The 15,215-nt window shown below is 29.8% G+C and carries 16 protein-coding genes and 1 pseudogene; 4 read left to right on the top strand and 13 right to left on the bottom strand.

Annotation, left to right across the window (positions count from 1 at the left end):
- Nucleotides 1-152 precede the first annotated feature (152 nt).
- Both L3B98_RS19440 and L3B98_RS19435 read right to left on the bottom strand, forming a co-directional pair.
- On the bottom strand, nt 153-2,177 hold the full coding sequence (locus L3B98_RS19440) for an alpha-amylase family glycosyl hydrolase (protein WP_238917915.1): 2,025 nt from the start codon (nt 2,175-2,177) through the stop codon (nt 153-155).
- A gap of 393 nt (nt 2,178-2,570) precedes the next feature.
- A complete protein-coding gene (locus tag L3B98_RS19435; RefSeq protein WP_238917914.1) occupies nt 2,571-3,782 on the bottom strand; it encodes a maltose ABC transporter substrate-binding protein in 1,212 nt (403 codons plus the stop codon).
- Between the two features lie 658 nt (nt 3,783-4,440).
- Between L3B98_RS19435 and L3B98_RS19430 the strand changes: the two genes are divergently transcribed.
- A complete protein-coding gene (locus tag L3B98_RS19430) occupies nt 4,441-5,466 on the top strand; it encodes a LacI family DNA-binding transcriptional regulator (protein WP_238917913.1) in 1,026 nt (341 codons plus the stop codon).
- Nucleotides 5,467-5,699: 233 nt separating this feature from the next.
- Here the strand turns inward: L3B98_RS19430 and L3B98_RS19425 are convergent.
- Nucleotides 5,700-6,296: pseudogene (locus tag L3B98_RS19425) on the bottom strand (ATP-binding protein); the annotation flags it as partial.
- A gap of 45 nt (nt 6,297-6,341) precedes the next feature.
- On the opposite strand from L3B98_RS19425, the gene L3B98_RS19420 reads away from it, so the two are divergent.
- Together L3B98_RS19420 and L3B98_RS19415 are read left to right on the top strand one after the other, a co-directional pair.
- Entirely contained in the window at nt 6,342-6,566 is a 225-nt protein-coding gene (locus L3B98_RS19420; RefSeq protein WP_238917912.1) for a TetR/AcrR family transcriptional regulator, read from the top strand.
- Nucleotides 6,567-6,917: a WHG domain-containing protein gene (locus tag L3B98_RS19415; protein WP_343073698.1), complete on the top strand. Its 351-nt coding sequence runs from the start codon at nt 6,567-6,569 to the stop codon at nt 6,915-6,917.
- A 414-nt stretch (nt 6,918-7,331) separates the two neighbouring features.
- Here the strand turns inward: L3B98_RS19415 and L3B98_RS19410 are convergent, their stop codons facing one another.
- From L3B98_RS19410 to L3B98_RS19375, 9 genes are all read right to left on the bottom strand, one after another.
- Nucleotides 7,332-7,523, bottom strand: coding sequence for a YwbE family protein (locus L3B98_RS19410; protein WP_015395237.1), 192 nt, complete (start codon nt 7,521-7,523; stop codon nt 7,332-7,334).
- A 127-nt stretch (nt 7,524-7,650) separates the two neighbouring features.
- Entirely contained in the window at nt 7,651-7,809 is a 159-nt protein-coding gene (locus L3B98_RS28990) for a hypothetical protein (protein WP_275298463.1), read from the bottom strand.
- Nucleotides 7,810-7,835: 26 nt separating this feature from the next.
- Nucleotides 7,836-8,108, bottom strand: coding sequence for a recombinase family protein (locus L3B98_RS28985; protein WP_343073697.1), 273 nt, complete (start codon nt 8,106-8,108; stop codon nt 7,836-7,838).
- The gene (locus L3B98_RS19400; protein WP_238917910.1) at nt 8,081-8,275 is read right to left on the bottom strand and encodes a hypothetical protein; all 195 of its coding nucleotides are present in this window, start codon (nt 8,273-8,275) and stop codon (nt 8,081-8,083) included. Before L3B98_RS19400 ends, L3B98_RS28985 begins: the two co-directional genes overlap by 28 nt.
- 8 nt (nt 8,276-8,283) lie before the next feature.
- On the bottom strand, nt 8,284-8,397 hold the full coding sequence (locus L3B98_RS19395) for a recombinase family protein (protein ID WP_238917909.1): 114 nt from the start codon (nt 8,395-8,397) through the stop codon (nt 8,284-8,286).
- Between the two features lie 406 nt (nt 8,398-8,803).
- Nucleotides 8,804-10,162, bottom strand: coding sequence for a 23S rRNA (uracil(1939)-C(5))-methyltransferase RlmD (gene rlmD, locus L3B98_RS19390; RefSeq protein ID WP_238917908.1), 1,359 nt, complete (start codon nt 10,160-10,162; stop codon nt 8,804-8,806).
- Nucleotides 10,163-10,338: 176 nt separating this feature from the next.
- Entirely contained in the window at nt 10,339-10,743 is a 405-nt protein-coding gene (locus L3B98_RS19385; RefSeq protein WP_238917907.1) for an RDD family protein, read from the bottom strand.
- A 19-nt stretch (nt 10,744-10,762) separates the two neighbouring features.
- Nucleotides 10,763-11,464: a hypothetical protein gene (locus tag L3B98_RS19380; RefSeq protein WP_015395242.1), complete on the bottom strand. Its 702-nt coding sequence runs from the start codon at nt 11,462-11,464 to the stop codon at nt 10,763-10,765.
- 245 nt (nt 11,465-11,709) lie between these two features.
- On the bottom strand, nt 11,710-12,417 hold the full coding sequence (locus L3B98_RS19375) for a helix-hairpin-helix domain-containing protein (RefSeq protein ID WP_238917906.1): 708 nt from the start codon (nt 12,415-12,417) through the stop codon (nt 11,710-11,712).
- A gap of 166 nt (nt 12,418-12,583) precedes the next feature.
- Between L3B98_RS19375 and L3B98_RS19370 the strand changes: the two genes are divergently transcribed.
- A complete protein-coding gene (locus L3B98_RS19370) occupies nt 12,584-13,813 on the top strand; it encodes a D-alanyl-D-alanine carboxypeptidase family protein (RefSeq protein WP_238917905.1) in 1,230 nt (409 codons plus the stop codon).
- Nucleotides 13,814-14,029: 216 nt separating this feature from the next.
- Here L3B98_RS19370 and asd read toward each other — a convergent pair whose 3' ends face one another.
- A complete protein-coding gene (gene asd / locus L3B98_RS19365) occupies nt 14,030-15,115 on the bottom strand; it encodes an aspartate-semialdehyde dehydrogenase (protein ID WP_077366281.1) in 1,086 nt (361 codons plus the stop codon).
- Nucleotides 15,116-15,215: the final 100 nt, after the last annotated feature.

The following is a 15,215-nucleotide window of genomic DNA, read 5'->3' as shown; positions in this document are numbered from 1 at the left end:
TAATTGTATATAAACACAATAATTATAGTATCTTTTCTGATTCAATTGAGATATACCTTTAAGTGTTTCAGTTTTAGTGATTTTAGCATTTCCAACATTTTTTCTCTATATAATGTGCATGATGGAATTTTTCTTTAAATTAACATTTATATTTAACGATTTACAGTACTATCAATACCAGATTCTATCGCTGCTGATGTAGTTGTATTAACGCTCTTCAAATTACTCTTCACACCATCATTTATATAATCTTCTGCCTTAGTCACTTTCACATTCCAATTCTGTCCACCATTATTATCCCAATAGTCTGTTGGTGAAATAATATGAATACAGTAATTTAGAATATCATTATTATTTACTGTAATAGTTGCTTCAAATTCTCCATTGGAATTCTTAGTCATATTTACATCTTGAATGTTTTTCCATCCATTAGTTCCATAATGAAGTGTTACTTTTTTTGCATTAGTATTCTTATATAAAACTTTATATTGTACGTTCTTTTGATCTGGATTTGGTGTTTCATTATTAACAACATAAATCTTCCCACTATTTTCTCCTAAATTCACTGATATTTGTTTTCCTGTAACACCTCCTTGTTGAACTGTGATCGAATCATTTACATCAAAAAGATTTACAAGTTTATCTCCAATTTTTATAGTACTTTCAGCTCTAATTGGAATGGTCGCACTTTGATCTCCATCTGAATTATTAAATACATTTACCACTTCTTGTCCAACATTTTCTCCTGAATCCATCCTTCTTGAGAATGCATATAAATGTGGTGAAGACCACATTTCTCTTTGAGTACCTTCTCTTAAGGCTTCATATTTTTGCCTAAATGAATTCAATTTGCTAATTAGTTTATAAGTATCTGTATTCTCATTAAAATAATCTGTAATTACATTTCCATTATAGTCCTTTTTAACCATTGACCAACGATTCCATGTATCTGCAATACCATTTAGAATTGCTCCATTTCCATTACCTTTGTTTTGCTCTGTACCTTGAAATACTGTTGGTACCCCTCTTACAGTAAACATGAAAACAAGTGCATTTTGGAGTTTTTTTACATTACCATTTGCTACTGTTAAAAATCTATTACGATCATGATTATCTATAAAAGTTACCATATGATTTGCATAACCATTATATTTATTGTCTTGTGCTAAAATATTTTTAATAGAGCAAGTACCTGATGATGACATGTCATCAAAAGATTGTCCTGATGCAAAATCATTATTTATTGCTTGATATAATGGAAAATCTAGCATTCCCCATTCTGCATTGGATCCAACCCACTTCTTCACAAAATCTACATTCATATCAAAATTTTCTCCAAAAGTATTAACTCCTATATACTTTTGTAACTCGTTAATATAGGATGGTTTCATACATTTTGCTGCGTCAACCCTTGCTGCATCAGCTCCAGTATAATCAAACCATGACTTAATAGCATTATTCATAGCTGCCTTAGCATCAGAATTATCTTGATCTAAATCATCTAAACCACCCAAATCATGATCTTCTAACATTTGGGGATCAGAGTGTTCTCTTGACCAATCAATATCGCCATTATGATGATACCAATTTGGATTATTAAAAGGTGCTGCCGGCTCAAACCCCTTGATGTCATAATAAGCTTGTTTTCCTGACATATAATCACCAACATGATTTGGAACTATATCTATTATTACTTTAATCCCCTTTTCGTGAGCTTTATCTACTAACTCCTTTAGCTTTTCTTTTGTTCCAAAATAAGGATTTGCCTTATTAGGATCTTTCACATTATATCCATGGTAAGCTGTAGGCCATACTTTTCCTGTGCTATCAGCTCTAGACCACATTTGTGGTTCCGCAACCGGTGATATCCAAATGGCTGAGTATCCCATGTCCTTAATATAATCTAACTTATCAATAATACCTTGCCAATCTCCGCCGTGCATATATCTAAAATCATCTTCAAGATTTTCTGTATTACGAAATGCATCTCCTGTAGCATTATTTGTTTTATCTCCATCATAAAATCTGTCTACCATAATTTGATAAATAGTATCGTTTTCACTTAAATTTCCAATTGCCGCTTGTGCCTTGGTTCCACTCATAAACACGTTAGTACTCGAAACAATTGTTGCAACTAAAATAGATAATATTACCTTGTTAAATTTTCTTCTAAACATAACTTTCCCCCACTATTATATATTTTTATTAGTCATTCACATAATTATGAAAAACTAATAAATGATTTTATAAAATTACCTTGTCATAATTTCATCAAAATAAGCACATAAAAATCAAAAATATCGTCGTCTTCGCATTCCTTTATTTCTTTAAATATATTACATTAGGTAAACCGGTTTCCCTATTTAGTATACTACCATCTTAAATGGATTTCAATACATTTCTGAAAACATTTACCAATGTAATTACATAGAATGTACACTAAAATCCACTATATAGCTAGAGAACTTCTTTTGGCTTGTGTATTTTGAAAATATTAATATTAAAAAGATGCTAAAGTTAATTGTTTTCAATCACTTTAGCACTACATGTTATTTTCTTAATTTACTTTTTTATTTTTGTTGCTTTATACCTTCTTTAATTTGATCTACTATTTGTTTTGCAGTTTCTTTCGAATCCATTGATCCGCTTATTAAAGATATTATATTATTTTTTACCGGAGTCCAAGTAGTTTGAATTTCTGGAATATTAGGCATTGCTGTAGCAACTTCTAATTGTTTAGCAAATACATCCATGTTTCCGGCCGCTTTAAACGCATCACTTTCTATACCTGCTTTTGAAACTGGAATTCTATTTCCTTGCTTAATCATTAGATCATCACTATTTTCCATAAGATACTTCATTAACTCCCATGATAAGTCTTGATTAGGTGACTTTGAACTTACAAATGCAGTTTGAACTCCCATCAACGTTGAAACAGTTTTCCCACCTAATGTTGGCATTGGAGCTATACCAAAATCAATTCCTGAATCTTTAAATGCTTCTATATCCCATGGTCCTGAAATATAAAATGCTGATTTACCTGATTGGAAATCTGCTTTAGCTATATCATCAGTAATATCTTGAGACATTAATTTGTCTTTAACAATTAAATCTTGAATGAATTGATACCCTTTTATCGCACCTTCATTGCCTAATCCAATATCGTTTGAATCAACAGTTCCATTATTATTTTTAAAAATATAGCTACCTTGCGATGCTAAAAATCCATAACTTCTGTATAAATCAGTTACATCGTATTCAAATCCTACTTTTTTGCCTAATTCAACAACTTCTTCCATAGTTTTTGGTACTTCTGAAACTTTATCTTTATTATAAAATAGAGCACTAGTTTCAGCTGCTAATGGAACTGCATATTTTTTTCCTTCTATAGTCACTGAATCTATTACTTGTTTAGATGTATATTTACTCTCATCTATAAAACCACTTGGCACTTCTGAAAGTAAACCAGCTTTTTGAAATGTTCCTAAGTTATCATTAGGTACACCAAAAAGTATATCTGGACCTTTAGAACTATTAGCGGCTTGTATATATGCTTGCATCTCCCCTTTATCATCTACAACATTAACCTTAACTCCCTTTTCACTTCCCCATTTTTCCGCTACTTTAGTAAGCTCTGCAATCTCTTTTTCTTTCAAATGTGACCAAACTGTAATTTCTTTAGCATTGTTACTTGTAGCTGTTGTTCCTCCACATCCTACAAATGTTCCTACAACTAAAGTTGCTGCCACGATTGATGCTAATACTTTATTTTTTTTTACCATTTTTCAATTCTCCCTCCTAATTTATAATCTTTTACAGAAAATATTTACTTCTTGTAACTACTGGGCTTATAAACAAAATACTAAAAATCATCTTTTTATTAATTCATTCAAATAAGCATATTATGAAATAGAAAGTTATATTCTTCTGTCTTACAAATTCTTTAAATATATTGCAAATTCAGGAAACCGGTTTACTTATTTTAGTATACTGCAATATTGAATAAATTTCAATATATTGTATTAACTTCCACCGGATATATTGTTTTAATAAGGCACATGCCAAAAGACTTATGAAAAAATTAAAATATAAGTTTATAACACTTAATACCTACATTTTAGGTAATAGTCTTTATGCTTGTGAACAAATTTATAAATTATGCAATGAGTACAATTGGAAATCCATTTTTCAATTTAGAGAATGAAGTTTAAATGAGTTTAAGAGGATTTAGATGATATAAATAAATTTAATCTTTAACTCTGAAATGTGCAACTATATATGTATTTTTAGATTATTATGCTAAACTTATAGAAGTATAAAAAATTTCTAAAATACTTTACAATAAATAGTAATATTATTAATAACAATGTACATATCGAAAAAAATTAAATAATGTTTTATAATATTTAAATAATCAATTTCACACATAAGGAGTTAAAAATGAAAGTTACTATAAATGATATAGCTCACGCAGCAAATGTATCTAAATCAACGGTATCCAAAGTTATAAATAATCATAAATCTATTTCTGAAAGTACAAAGCTCAAAGTAAGAAACATTATGAAAGAGCTTAACTATATTCCAAATAATTCGGCAAGGCAGCTAGCTCGCCAAAATAGTTTTAATATAGGTCTTCTAGTAGATATTAGCAGAAAGGAATATTTTCTTGATTTCTTTTTCTATAATATTATTGGTGGAGTTGAAAGTATAGTTGGAATCAATAACTATGAGTTAACCCTATCAAACATAAATTCACTAGAATGCAAAGCAGAATTTCTAAATCGATTGATATATAGTAAAAAAGTAGATGGAATCATAATACCTACCTCAATAGTCAATTCGGAAATTATTAGTAAACTCAACGGTTTAAACTTTCCTTATGTACTTATTGGTCAGCCAAAGGAATTTAAGAATAGTACCAGCTGGGTTGATGTTAATAATACTGTAGGAGGAGAACTGGCCACATGTCATTTAATAGAACAAGGTTATAAAAATATAGCCTTTATTGGTGGCAAGTCAAATGAAATAATATCTTTCAATCGGCTTCTTGGTTATAAAAACATACTTTCTAAATTAAATTTTACTAAAAATAATTTATACATAAAAGAAGGCAACTCAGACAAGGAAAGTGGTTATGAACTTACACTTCAATTATTATCAGATTTTCCTGAAATAGATGCCATACTATGTATAAATAATTATGTTGCATTTGGTGTACTTAAAGCACTTAAAGAAAAGGGCCTAAATAGCCCCACAGATATTGGAATTGTGACTTTTGACAATGAACCATTTTCTGCTTATACCACTCCATCCTTAACTTGTCTAGATGTAGATACATTTAAACTTGGTGAAGTGGCAGCTGAAATTATAATGAAAAAAATTCAAAATCCAAATTCTCAGAATGAAATAACCCTAATATCACCTAAATTACTTATACGTGAATCTAGCCTATTGAAAAAACCATGAACCTGAGCAATTTCATGGTTTTTCTATACAAAAACATTTTAAATTAATCTTGATTAACTCTATATAAATTCCTATACTCTAAAAAATACTCTGTTGCAGAACTGTTCAACTGTAGCACGACATGCAAAATATAATTATCTCCTTAGTCTACGAAATTGCTTAAATGCCTTTGTTTTCAACATATAGCGAGGATTTTGAGATTCAATTAGTGCGAGAATAAAATAACTTTTTCATCCACCAGTACCACCTGCAATAAACATATGAGGTAGTTTATCATATTCCCCGTAGATATTTTTCATTAATCTTAACTTTCCATGTTCAGCCTGCACATCTTCAATAGAAATACTGTTTGCTATTGTATCATAAAGCAATGTGTATTCTACATAAGAATCTTTCAATTCTTTGCCAGTAAGTTCACAATATAGACCATTTTCAAGATGTAAAAGTTGATCTTGATATTCACCTAATGTAATTTCTACTTGAATATGAATCAAACCATTTTTCAGCCTGTAGTACATTTTTGAAAAATGAGTTATTCTTTCCTTTGTTTTTCCAGAAGGTAAGTCTTTGAAGAAACTGCTTGATTGCACTTGCTCTGCTTCATACCATTTATTTTCTAATATCATTCTTTCTAATTTTTGTCTGTGTGTAAGCTGCTTGATTCTATCATATTGAAAGTAGTAATATAGCCATGCTGAAAATAAACTTACTCCTAATGCAAAGATTACGCTAAACACAAAATATGCTGTAATGTGGAACTGTAAAGCACCACTTTTTAAAACACTTACATTTTCCCAATTAATACGCAATATTGATTCTATATTAAGCAATAAAAACGTCATACTAAAAATTGCTGTTTTAGAAAAGAGGATACTATGAAAAACGGTAATGATACAAAACAAAAGCTGATCGATGTCACAAGACAAATGATTGATAAAAGTGGTATTAATTCAGTTAACATGCGTGACCTTGGAAAAGAAATGAATTTATCTAGAGGTGCAGTTTATGTATATTTCAAAAATAAGGAAGACTTACTTGCAGCCATTGTAACTGAAGATTTTGAAATGCTAAAAAGTTGCATCTGCAAATTGATTGAATAGATAAACGAGCCTAGAAAGCTTGTTTATGAAGTTTTCTATACTTTTTATGATTTTGGTATAAATAATCAAGAACTTTATCAACTAATGTTTAGCAAACAATTCGCCAATGATCAATATCCTGACCTACACATTTCAGCACGTGAACTGTTTGGACTAATCTATTCATGTTTTGAAAAAGCACATGAACAAAAACATACTATCAGTAAATCACCACAACAATTAACAGCAATAGCATCTTCATTTATTTTTGGTCTTGTTCAGCTTAATTCTGCTGGACATATGGAACCTGAAAAAGGATTAGATGATCCAACTGCTTTAATTAATTCATTTATAGATTTGATTTTTGTTTAAGTTATAAAACATTAAATAACTCATGTTTTCAAAAGTTCCGGATTATGCAAAACCTGTGCTGTTAATAGATATACTGCACAGGTTTTACATATGATGCACGAAATGTATGTTTTTCACTGCAAAATAAACAAATACTCAAAACCTAGGTCTTAACGCAAGTATCCCTATTTCTGCGTAAAAGTTAGCCCTAAAAAGTAAAATCCCCTCAAACCGTAATCTGAGGGAACATAAAACACACTTCAATATTTATCTAAAATCCTTGAAAGCCTTTCATACCAACCTATTTCTTTACTATCTTTACCGCTGTTTCAACGTGTAATAGGTACTCTAAATAAATCCGCAAAATTGTACCAATTCCTAGTTGTACTCTCTATATTTTTTAGCAATATTCCATACTTTTATATATAATAACTGTTACTTTATCTCTTTCACTCTACCAACAATACCATTATCAAGCATCACTTTTATACCATGATGATGCTCTGATGAATTGGTAAGTATCTTTGCCACTATTCCTTCTGTTAATTTTCCTGTACGTTGATCTTGCTTTTGAACAACTAGAACTGTCGCTCCTATTTTAATATTACTTCTCTTTGTTCCGTTCATTTCGATTTCCTCTCATCTATGCTTAATATTTATCTCATTTTACACTAAACTAATTATTATTTAAATCTTTCACATAATAATTCTTACCTTAGAACAGTTAATCTATTCTACGCACTTATTTCTATACCTAATTAGTATCCTGCCTCTCTATATCCTTTGAACTGTAATGCGTACCCTTTCTTTTTGTTTTCCCATTCACTACTTCAATATTACTCCTAGATTTCATCTCTTCTTGAACCTTCTGAAATACCTCGTTAATAATAATAGGTTCATGAGAATCTTTCATTAAATATTGTTCCTGTTCTCCATAATTTATTTTTTGCTGGGTATTAGGAACTGTCCAGTATATGTTTTTCCTAAAATTACATTACCTATGTACTTTTCATTTGTAAGCATTTTCTGAATAGTACGTTTGGACCATATATCTTTTCCTGTAGAAGACTTTATATTGTTAAATGCTAATTCCTTCATAATCATGTTTATACTATATCCACTTAAATACAAATCAAAAACTTTTCTTACCACCTCAGCCTGTTCCTCATTAATAACTAATTCACCTATTTCTGACTGGCCATAGCCATACACTTTCGAGTATAAAGCTTTGATTCTCCAGATTCAAATCCACACTTTAATCCCCATTTAATTGCTACACTTAATGACTCACTTTCTGATTGAGCAAGTGAAGCTGATAGTGCCATAACTAAGTCACTATCTCTATCTTTGCTACTTACATCTTCCTGATTAAATATCACTTCAATTCCTAAAGATCTGGCTTATTAACTGTATCTATTAAATCAACAGTATTTCTGCTAAAGCGGCTAATTGACTTGACTAGAATAATATCAAAATAATTTTCATAACTATCAAAGATCATTTCTTGGAAACCAGATCTTTAATACCATCACCAAATTTTTTTAGCCTTTAAGTGACCTTTCAATGTTCTAAATCTATTTTCTGGCCAACACCAGTACCATCTAACTATATTATACTTATTGAAACTACTCAGCTACTTAGGAGTTTAACAATACATTATTTATATTAAACAATTTCGCAAAACTCATACAAATACTCAAAATCATTAATTCTGCGTAAAAGTTAGACCCCCTAAAGCAAAAATTCCCCAACGCCGAAGTCTTGGGGAACATAAAACACACTATGAAATTTTCTTAAAAACCTTGAAACCCTTTGATATCAGCAATTGTTACAAGGAACACATACCTCAGGCAAGCTTCGGTATGCGGGCTTTCACACTAAATTCAATCTGCGCTTGCTTGATTTCATTAAGTGTTCAATGCCAGCTTAACAACTGTCTCAACGTGAGGTGTATTTGGGAACATGTCTTTCACCTTAGTCTGAATCACCTTATATCCTCTCTCAGTTAATACCTTTAAATCAGTAACTAATGTCTTTGGATTACAAGAAACGTAAATTATTTCAGGTGCATTGAATTTAATTACATAATCTAAAGCCTTAGGATGCACTCCTGTTCTTGGTGGGTCTAGAATTATTATTTCTGGTTTATCTTTTATTGTTTTAATTATTTCAGCTACATCTCCTGCTAAGAATTCACAATTATTTAGTCCATTTAACTTAGCATTTTCTTTTGCAGCCTCAACTGCTTCTTCTATAAGTTCTATTCCTACCACTTTTTTAGCATTTGGGGCTACTATTTGGCCGATAGTTCCAGTACCACAATAAAGATCAAATACAACTTTATCTTGGCTATCTCCCATAAAATCTTTAACTATTGAATAAAGACTTTCTGCTCCTTTTGTGTTTGTTTGAAAAAAAGAAAATGGTGATATATTAAATTGTAATCCTAATAAGGTTTCTCTAATGTAATCTTTTCCGTGCAATACATTAACCTTTTCTGGGATTACAGCATCAGATCTTGAATCATTTTCTGTATGTAATATTGATACTAAATTTCCTTTATAACTTTGATCCTTTAGTAATTTAACATATTCACCCAAGTCAAAATCTATTTGAGTTGTAGTAACAAGATTAACTAAGATTTCACCTGTATTTTGCGCTTTTCTTATTACTAAATGTCTTAAATATCCTTCTGCCTTCATTACTCTATAATAAGGCAAATCTATTCCTCTGAAATATTCTACTGTTAATTTTATTATTTTTCTATAATCTTCATCAACAAGTTTGCAATCATCAACTGTTACTATTCCAAAAGACTTTCCTCTCATATGCATTCCAAGAGAAAGTGGTGCACCTTTAGCTTCATCTCCAAAAGTGAATTCCATCTTGTTTCTGTATTCCCATTGATCAGGACTTCCCATTATTCCTAAATATTCGCCCATATCAACATCAGCTTCTTTGAATAAGCTCTTAACTTCTTCACTTAAAAATTCTAATTGCTTTTCATAAGGTATAGTTTGTGAAGAACACCCTCCACAAAGACCGAAATGAGAGCATACTGATTCAACTTCATAATCAGCCTTTTCTTCAACACTTAATAATTTAAGTTCTGCATACTCTTCTTTTTTCTTTTTAACTCTTCCAGTAATAGTTTGACCTGGGAAAGTATTCTTAACATATATTATTTTATCCTCAGCATATCCCATTCCTGTCGATGGAAATTGTGTTTTTTCTATTTTAACGCTTAATTCGCTTCCTCTTTTCATCATCTACTCCTATAATATATATTCTTTAATGGATATTTCAATTATCAATGCTCAACTATCAATTGTCAATTGGATTGAAAAGTTTTACTTAACACTTATATACTATTTTCCTCTTAATAAAACTATAGAATATAAAATAGTATTTTATATTCTATAGTTTTATTAAAAATTTTTAATTAATTTAAATTTAATATTTTCTTTGCAAAAGTATTTTCTAGCTTTGTTCTTTCTAATATTGGAGCATATATACAGTTTAAAATAAAATATATTATTCCGCCTGCCAAAATTAGCGCTCCGTTATCTCTAACAAACATATATCCAGAAGCAGTTCTCATTATTAAATCAATTAAATATACTAAAACTGCAGACGCTGCAGTCATTATTAATTGATCTAGTAAATTTGCAGCAAATAATGCTCCAATTGAATTTTTTTCATTACTTTTATCTTCTGCATTAACTTCTATATCTTGTTGATCTTCTATAACTGAAGTTATATTCGTTTCCTCAACATTTAATGAAGTTTCTTCTGTTCCTTCTTCATTGTTTACAATTTGATTTTCTTTTATTTCATCTTTTTCCAACAAAGTTTCCCCCTCATTTCTACTCCATACTTGCATCACTTACATTGCTGTCAGCAAACTTGTATTTTTTAGTAGATAATATATATATAATACACTCTTTAGTGGCCAAAACTTGTTCTTTTAAACCATCAACAGTGTTATTTATCTCGACTTGTTTGTCTCCATTTTTTAATTTCTCAATTATTTGCTTGTTTATGTCTGAATAATCTTTATCTTTTTGACCTGTAAAAGCTTCTATGTATTTTTTGAAAGAGGTCTTACCTAAATCAAAATCATTATTTTTTATAGCATTTTCACCATCAAATTTCAAACTCAACTTTAAGGTTATGTCTCCTGTCGCTAAATCATCTCCATAAGTCTTCATACCAAAGTACATACTTTCAATCTTATTAGCTTCTGGTTTAGGATTGTCAAAATATATTGAATTATCATTTACTGACTGACCGTTATCCTTTTTTACTTTTTCATCCTTTGAATATTTTAATCCTGATTCCTTAGTTATGCTTTCAATTTTAGCTAATCTATCTTTATAAAGCTTTTGTGTCTGCTCTAAAGAATAATTCTTTGCCCATGTTCCTTCTAAAGCTTTATCCTTCTCATCAGACTGACTTTCTGTTGTTGTCTCAGCTTTCTTTTCTGTATTACTAGTTGTATTTGTACATGCTGCCAATGATGCTGCTACTACTATACTCATGAATATACTTATTAATTTTTTAGACATGAAATTTCCCCCTTAAATTTGATAGCTGTTACTTTTATGTCTAATTCCTGGCAAATCAATAATACAATTTTATAACTTTTGTATTACAATTCTGTGTCAATATTATACTTTTTTTGTTAATCTTCTATATTATAATTGTTTTAATTTATTAACATTAATTAAACGTGCATGTTTATTATATATTTTTTTGCTCTCCCTTGCAATTATTATCACAGGAGTGACACATTAAAATAACCTTGATACTTTTAAACTTCTAATTGTTCTTTTATTTTTTCAAATATTTTTTCCGTAATTCCATTGACATTTTTTATATCTTCTATTGAATTAAAATTGCCATTTTTCTGCCTATAATCAAGTATATTCTTTGCTTTAACCTCTCCAATACCACTTAGTTTCTTTAATTCCTCGGCTGTAGCAGTATTTATATTTACCTTTCCATTGGAACTAACTCCATTTCCAATACTAGTATTTGTATTTTGTAAATCTCTTTTTGCTCCATTTTTGTTTTCTATATAAATCAAATCATGATTTTGTAATTTCTTAGCCCTATTTATATTAGTTAAATCAGCATTTTCTGTAAGTCCACCTGCCATTTCAATAAGATCTCTTACTATAGCATCTTCATGCAATGTATACACATCAGGTTTTCTGACTTCTCCTTTGATTTCCACTACTATATTTTTGTCTTCATTATTTTTATCTACATTTGAAACTGATTCTGCTTTACTTTGCTTTATATTATTCTTTGAACTACTATTTTTATTGCTTTCTTGCTTATTATCATTCATATTTGAATTAGCTGCAGTATCTTCTTTAAAAATACTTTCTGTATCATTTTTTCTTAATTCTTTATATCCTGAATTAATGTATACAATTCCTATTATGACAATAGTTATAACTAGCAATATTAGCATTCCAACTTTTTTCTTATCTTTTAGTAATTCTTCTATCATTGCATTTCTCACTTCCAAACTTACTTTATAATTATTCTCCCCTAATTTTTCACAAATTATACCATTATTGTATAAGCCTTAAAATTTATATAGCGTAATTTTATTTTTTTTGGTAAAATAACATTTGAATGTACTTTAAATATTTTAATTAAATGCGGAGAATTTTATGAAACGAATTTTAAAAAGAATTAATATATTATTTTTATTTTTATTTTGCTTCGTCTATACAACTGCACAAGCGGAAACTACTCCACCTGAAATAAATGCTCAAGGTTGTGCCTTACTTGACGCATCTACTGGTCAAGTACTATTTGGTAAAAATGAGGAGTCTACTTTTGAACCTGCCTCAACAACTAAGGTAATGACTGCTCTAATTGCTTTACAAAAGTGTAAGCTTGATGACGAAGTCACTGTTCAAGAGGATTATCTAAAGGTAGGCGGAACAGGTGTAGGTTTATTAAAAGGCGATGTATTAACTGTTCGTGATTTACTTTATGGTCTTATTTTGCATTCTGATAATACTTGTGCAAATGCTTTGGCTGATCATATTTCAGGAAATGTAGATGAATTTGCTAAACTTATGAATGAAAAAGCTAAAGAACTTGGTGCTACACATACAAACTTCAAGAATCCTAGTGGTATGCCTGATCCTGAGCATATAACTACAGCACATGATTTAGCTCTATTTTTAAGAGAAGCTATGAATAATAAATTATATATGGAAATCTCTCAGACTCCTTCTTACACCCTAACATTAAAAAATGATTCAAGTAGAACTTATCCAGTAAATAATAAGAATTACTTGATTAATAAAAATTCTAGATATTTTTATCAATTTGCTATCTGCGGAAAAGATGGGTATACTACAAAGTCAAACCACACTTATGTAGCCGCTGCTGAAAAAGATGGGCATGTACTTGTAGCTGCTTTTTTAAATGCACTTGACAAAGATCAAAATTTCCATGACATGCAATCTGTTTTTAATTATGGATTTAATAATTATTCTTTAGTTCATCTTTATAAACAGGGTGATGAAGTTTCTCAATATAAAATAACAAATAATCTCACTATACCAGTTTTGAGTTCAAAAAATATAGATTATGTTGTTCCTAAAGGAAAAGAAAATTCAGTAACTTCTGAAATGAAAATTGATGATAAAGATTTGAGTAAAGAATCCTTTGAAAAAAATGATAATATTTTAAAGGGAACTGTATTGGTTAATGGGAAAAACTATATGACTGTTGATTTGCAGGCAGGAGCTTCACATCATTATGATTTATCTGTGAAGGCTTTAACTGAAAACGCTTCTCCTACTGTATATATCGGCAGTGCAGCAGTCATTTTAGCAGGATTATTTGGAATAAAAAAACTCGTAGATATTAAATCTAAAAAATAGTTAATTATATATAAATCAAGGGAAGCAAATTTATGCTTCCCTTAATTTATATATAAGATCTAATTAATATGGTACATCTCAATTAATGAAGATTCTCTGAAGGAAAAGTTAATATCCAATATGCGAGAATCAAAAAGTTCATATACCCAGCTTTTATATTTTGAAACATGAACCCGCTTCATTAATTGACCCATTTATAATTGACAACTAATCACTTTATTTTGAAGTCAAATATCCACAAGCTGTTAAATATTCAGCAGATAAAACTCCTCCACCTGCTGCTCCTCTTAAGGTATTATGAGAAAGACATACAAACTTGTAATCAAATATCTTATCTTCTCTTAATCTTCCCATACATATTCCCATTCCATTTTCATAATCTCTATCTAAATTAGTTTGAGGTCTATTTTCCTCAGTAAAATATTTCAAAAACTTTTTAGGAGCACTTGGTAGATTTAAAACTACTTCTGGTGCTTTAAAATTTTCCCATAACTCTATTATTTTATCTTTTGAAGGCTTTTTCTTAAAGCTTACATAAACTGCTGCTAAATGCCCATTTGTTACTGGTACTCTTATGCATTGAGTTGTAATAATAGGATTTTTAGCATTTACAACTTTTCCATTTTCTATTTGTCCCCATATTTTTAATGGTTCATTTTCACTTTTTTCTTCTTCACCACCAATGAAAGGAATAACATTGTCCAAAATTTCTGGACATTCTTTAAATGTCTTTCCAGCACCGGAAATTGCTTGATAGGTGCAGGCAAGAATTGTTTGTGGTTCATATTCCATAAGAGCATTTATTGGAGGCACATAGCTTTGAATTGAACAATTAGGCTTTACTGCTATAAATCCTCTCTTAGTACCCAAACGCTTCTTCTGGCTTTCAATAATTCGTGCATGCTCACCATTAATTTCTGGAATCAACACTGGTACATCTTCAACATTTCTATTAGCTGAATTATTAGAAATAACAGGAGTTTCATGCTTTGCATAGTCTTCTTCAAGTAATTTTGTATGCTCTTTATCTAATGAAATTGCACAAAAGACAAAATCAACCATATTACTGATTTCTTCAACTTCAAAGGCATCCTTTACTATCATATTTTTATATTTTTCAGGCAAAGCAATATTCATCTTCCATCTGTTTTCAACCGCTTTTTCATAAGTTATCCCTGCTGAATTTTTACTTGCAGCAAGTACAGTTACTTCAAACCAAGGATGATTTTCCAATAGACACGCAAATCTCTGTCCAACCATACCTGTTGCTCCTATTATTCCAACCTTTAATTTCTTGTTCATTAAAAACACCCCTCAAAATTAATTTTGCTTATCACTTATAGATATGATATCATTTATACATATATTAGTAAAATTGATAATTTCTATTATTATAATCAAT

The organism is Clostridium sp. YIM B02555, from assembly GCF_022320955.1.
GTDB classification, from domain to species: domain Bacteria; phylum Bacillota; class Clostridia; order Clostridiales; family Clostridiaceae; genus Clostridium; species Clostridium saccharoperbutylacetonicum.
This window is presented reverse-complemented; position numbering and strand designations above follow the sequence as displayed.

What these genes read in the sequence shown, in the direction of transcription:
- L3B98_RS19375 (WP_238917906.1), bottom strand. Translation starts at nt 12,417, where the DNA reads ATGATAGAAGAATTACTAAAAGATAAGAAAAAAGTTGGAATGCTAATA.
- L3B98_RS19420 (WP_238917912.1), top strand. Translation starts at nt 6,342, where the DNA reads ATGAAAAACGGTAATGATACAAAACAAAAGCTGATCGATGTCACAAGA.
- L3B98_RS19370 (WP_238917905.1), top strand. Translation starts at nt 12,584, where the DNA reads ATGAAACGAATTTTAAAAAGAATTAATATATTATTTTTATTTTTATTT.
- L3B98_RS19410 (WP_015395237.1), bottom strand. Translation starts at nt 7,523, where the DNA reads ATGAACGGAACAAAGAGAAGTAATATTAAAATAGGAGCGACAGTTCTA.
- rlmD (WP_238917908.1), bottom strand. Translation starts at nt 10,162, where the DNA reads ATGAAAAGAGGAAGCGAATTAAGCGTTAAAATAGAAAAAACACAATTT.
- L3B98_RS28990 (WP_275298463.1), bottom strand. Translation starts at nt 7,809, where the DNA reads ATGAAAGATTCTCATGAACCTATTATTATTAACGAGGTATTTCAGAAG.
- L3B98_RS19440 (WP_238917915.1), bottom strand. Translation starts at nt 2,177, where the DNA reads ATGTTTAGAAGAAAATTTAACAAGGTAATATTATCTATTTTAGTTGCA.
- L3B98_RS19395 (WP_238917909.1), bottom strand. Translation starts at nt 8,397, where the DNA reads ATGATCTTTGATAGTTATGAAAATTATTTTGATATTATTCTAGTCAAG.
- L3B98_RS19430 (WP_238917913.1), top strand. Translation starts at nt 4,441, where the DNA reads ATGAAAGTTACTATAAATGATATAGCTCACGCAGCAAATGTATCTAAA.
- L3B98_RS19380 (WP_015395242.1), bottom strand. Translation starts at nt 11,464, where the DNA reads ATGTCTAAAAAATTAATAAGTATATTCATGAGTATAGTAGTAGCAGCA.
- asd (WP_077366281.1), bottom strand. Translation starts at nt 15,115, where the DNA reads ATGAACAAGAAATTAAAGGTTGGAATAATAGGAGCAACAGGTATGGTT.
- L3B98_RS19435 (WP_238917914.1), bottom strand. Translation starts at nt 3,782, where the DNA reads ATGGTAAAAAAAAATAAAGTATTAGCATCAATCGTGGCAGCAACTTTA.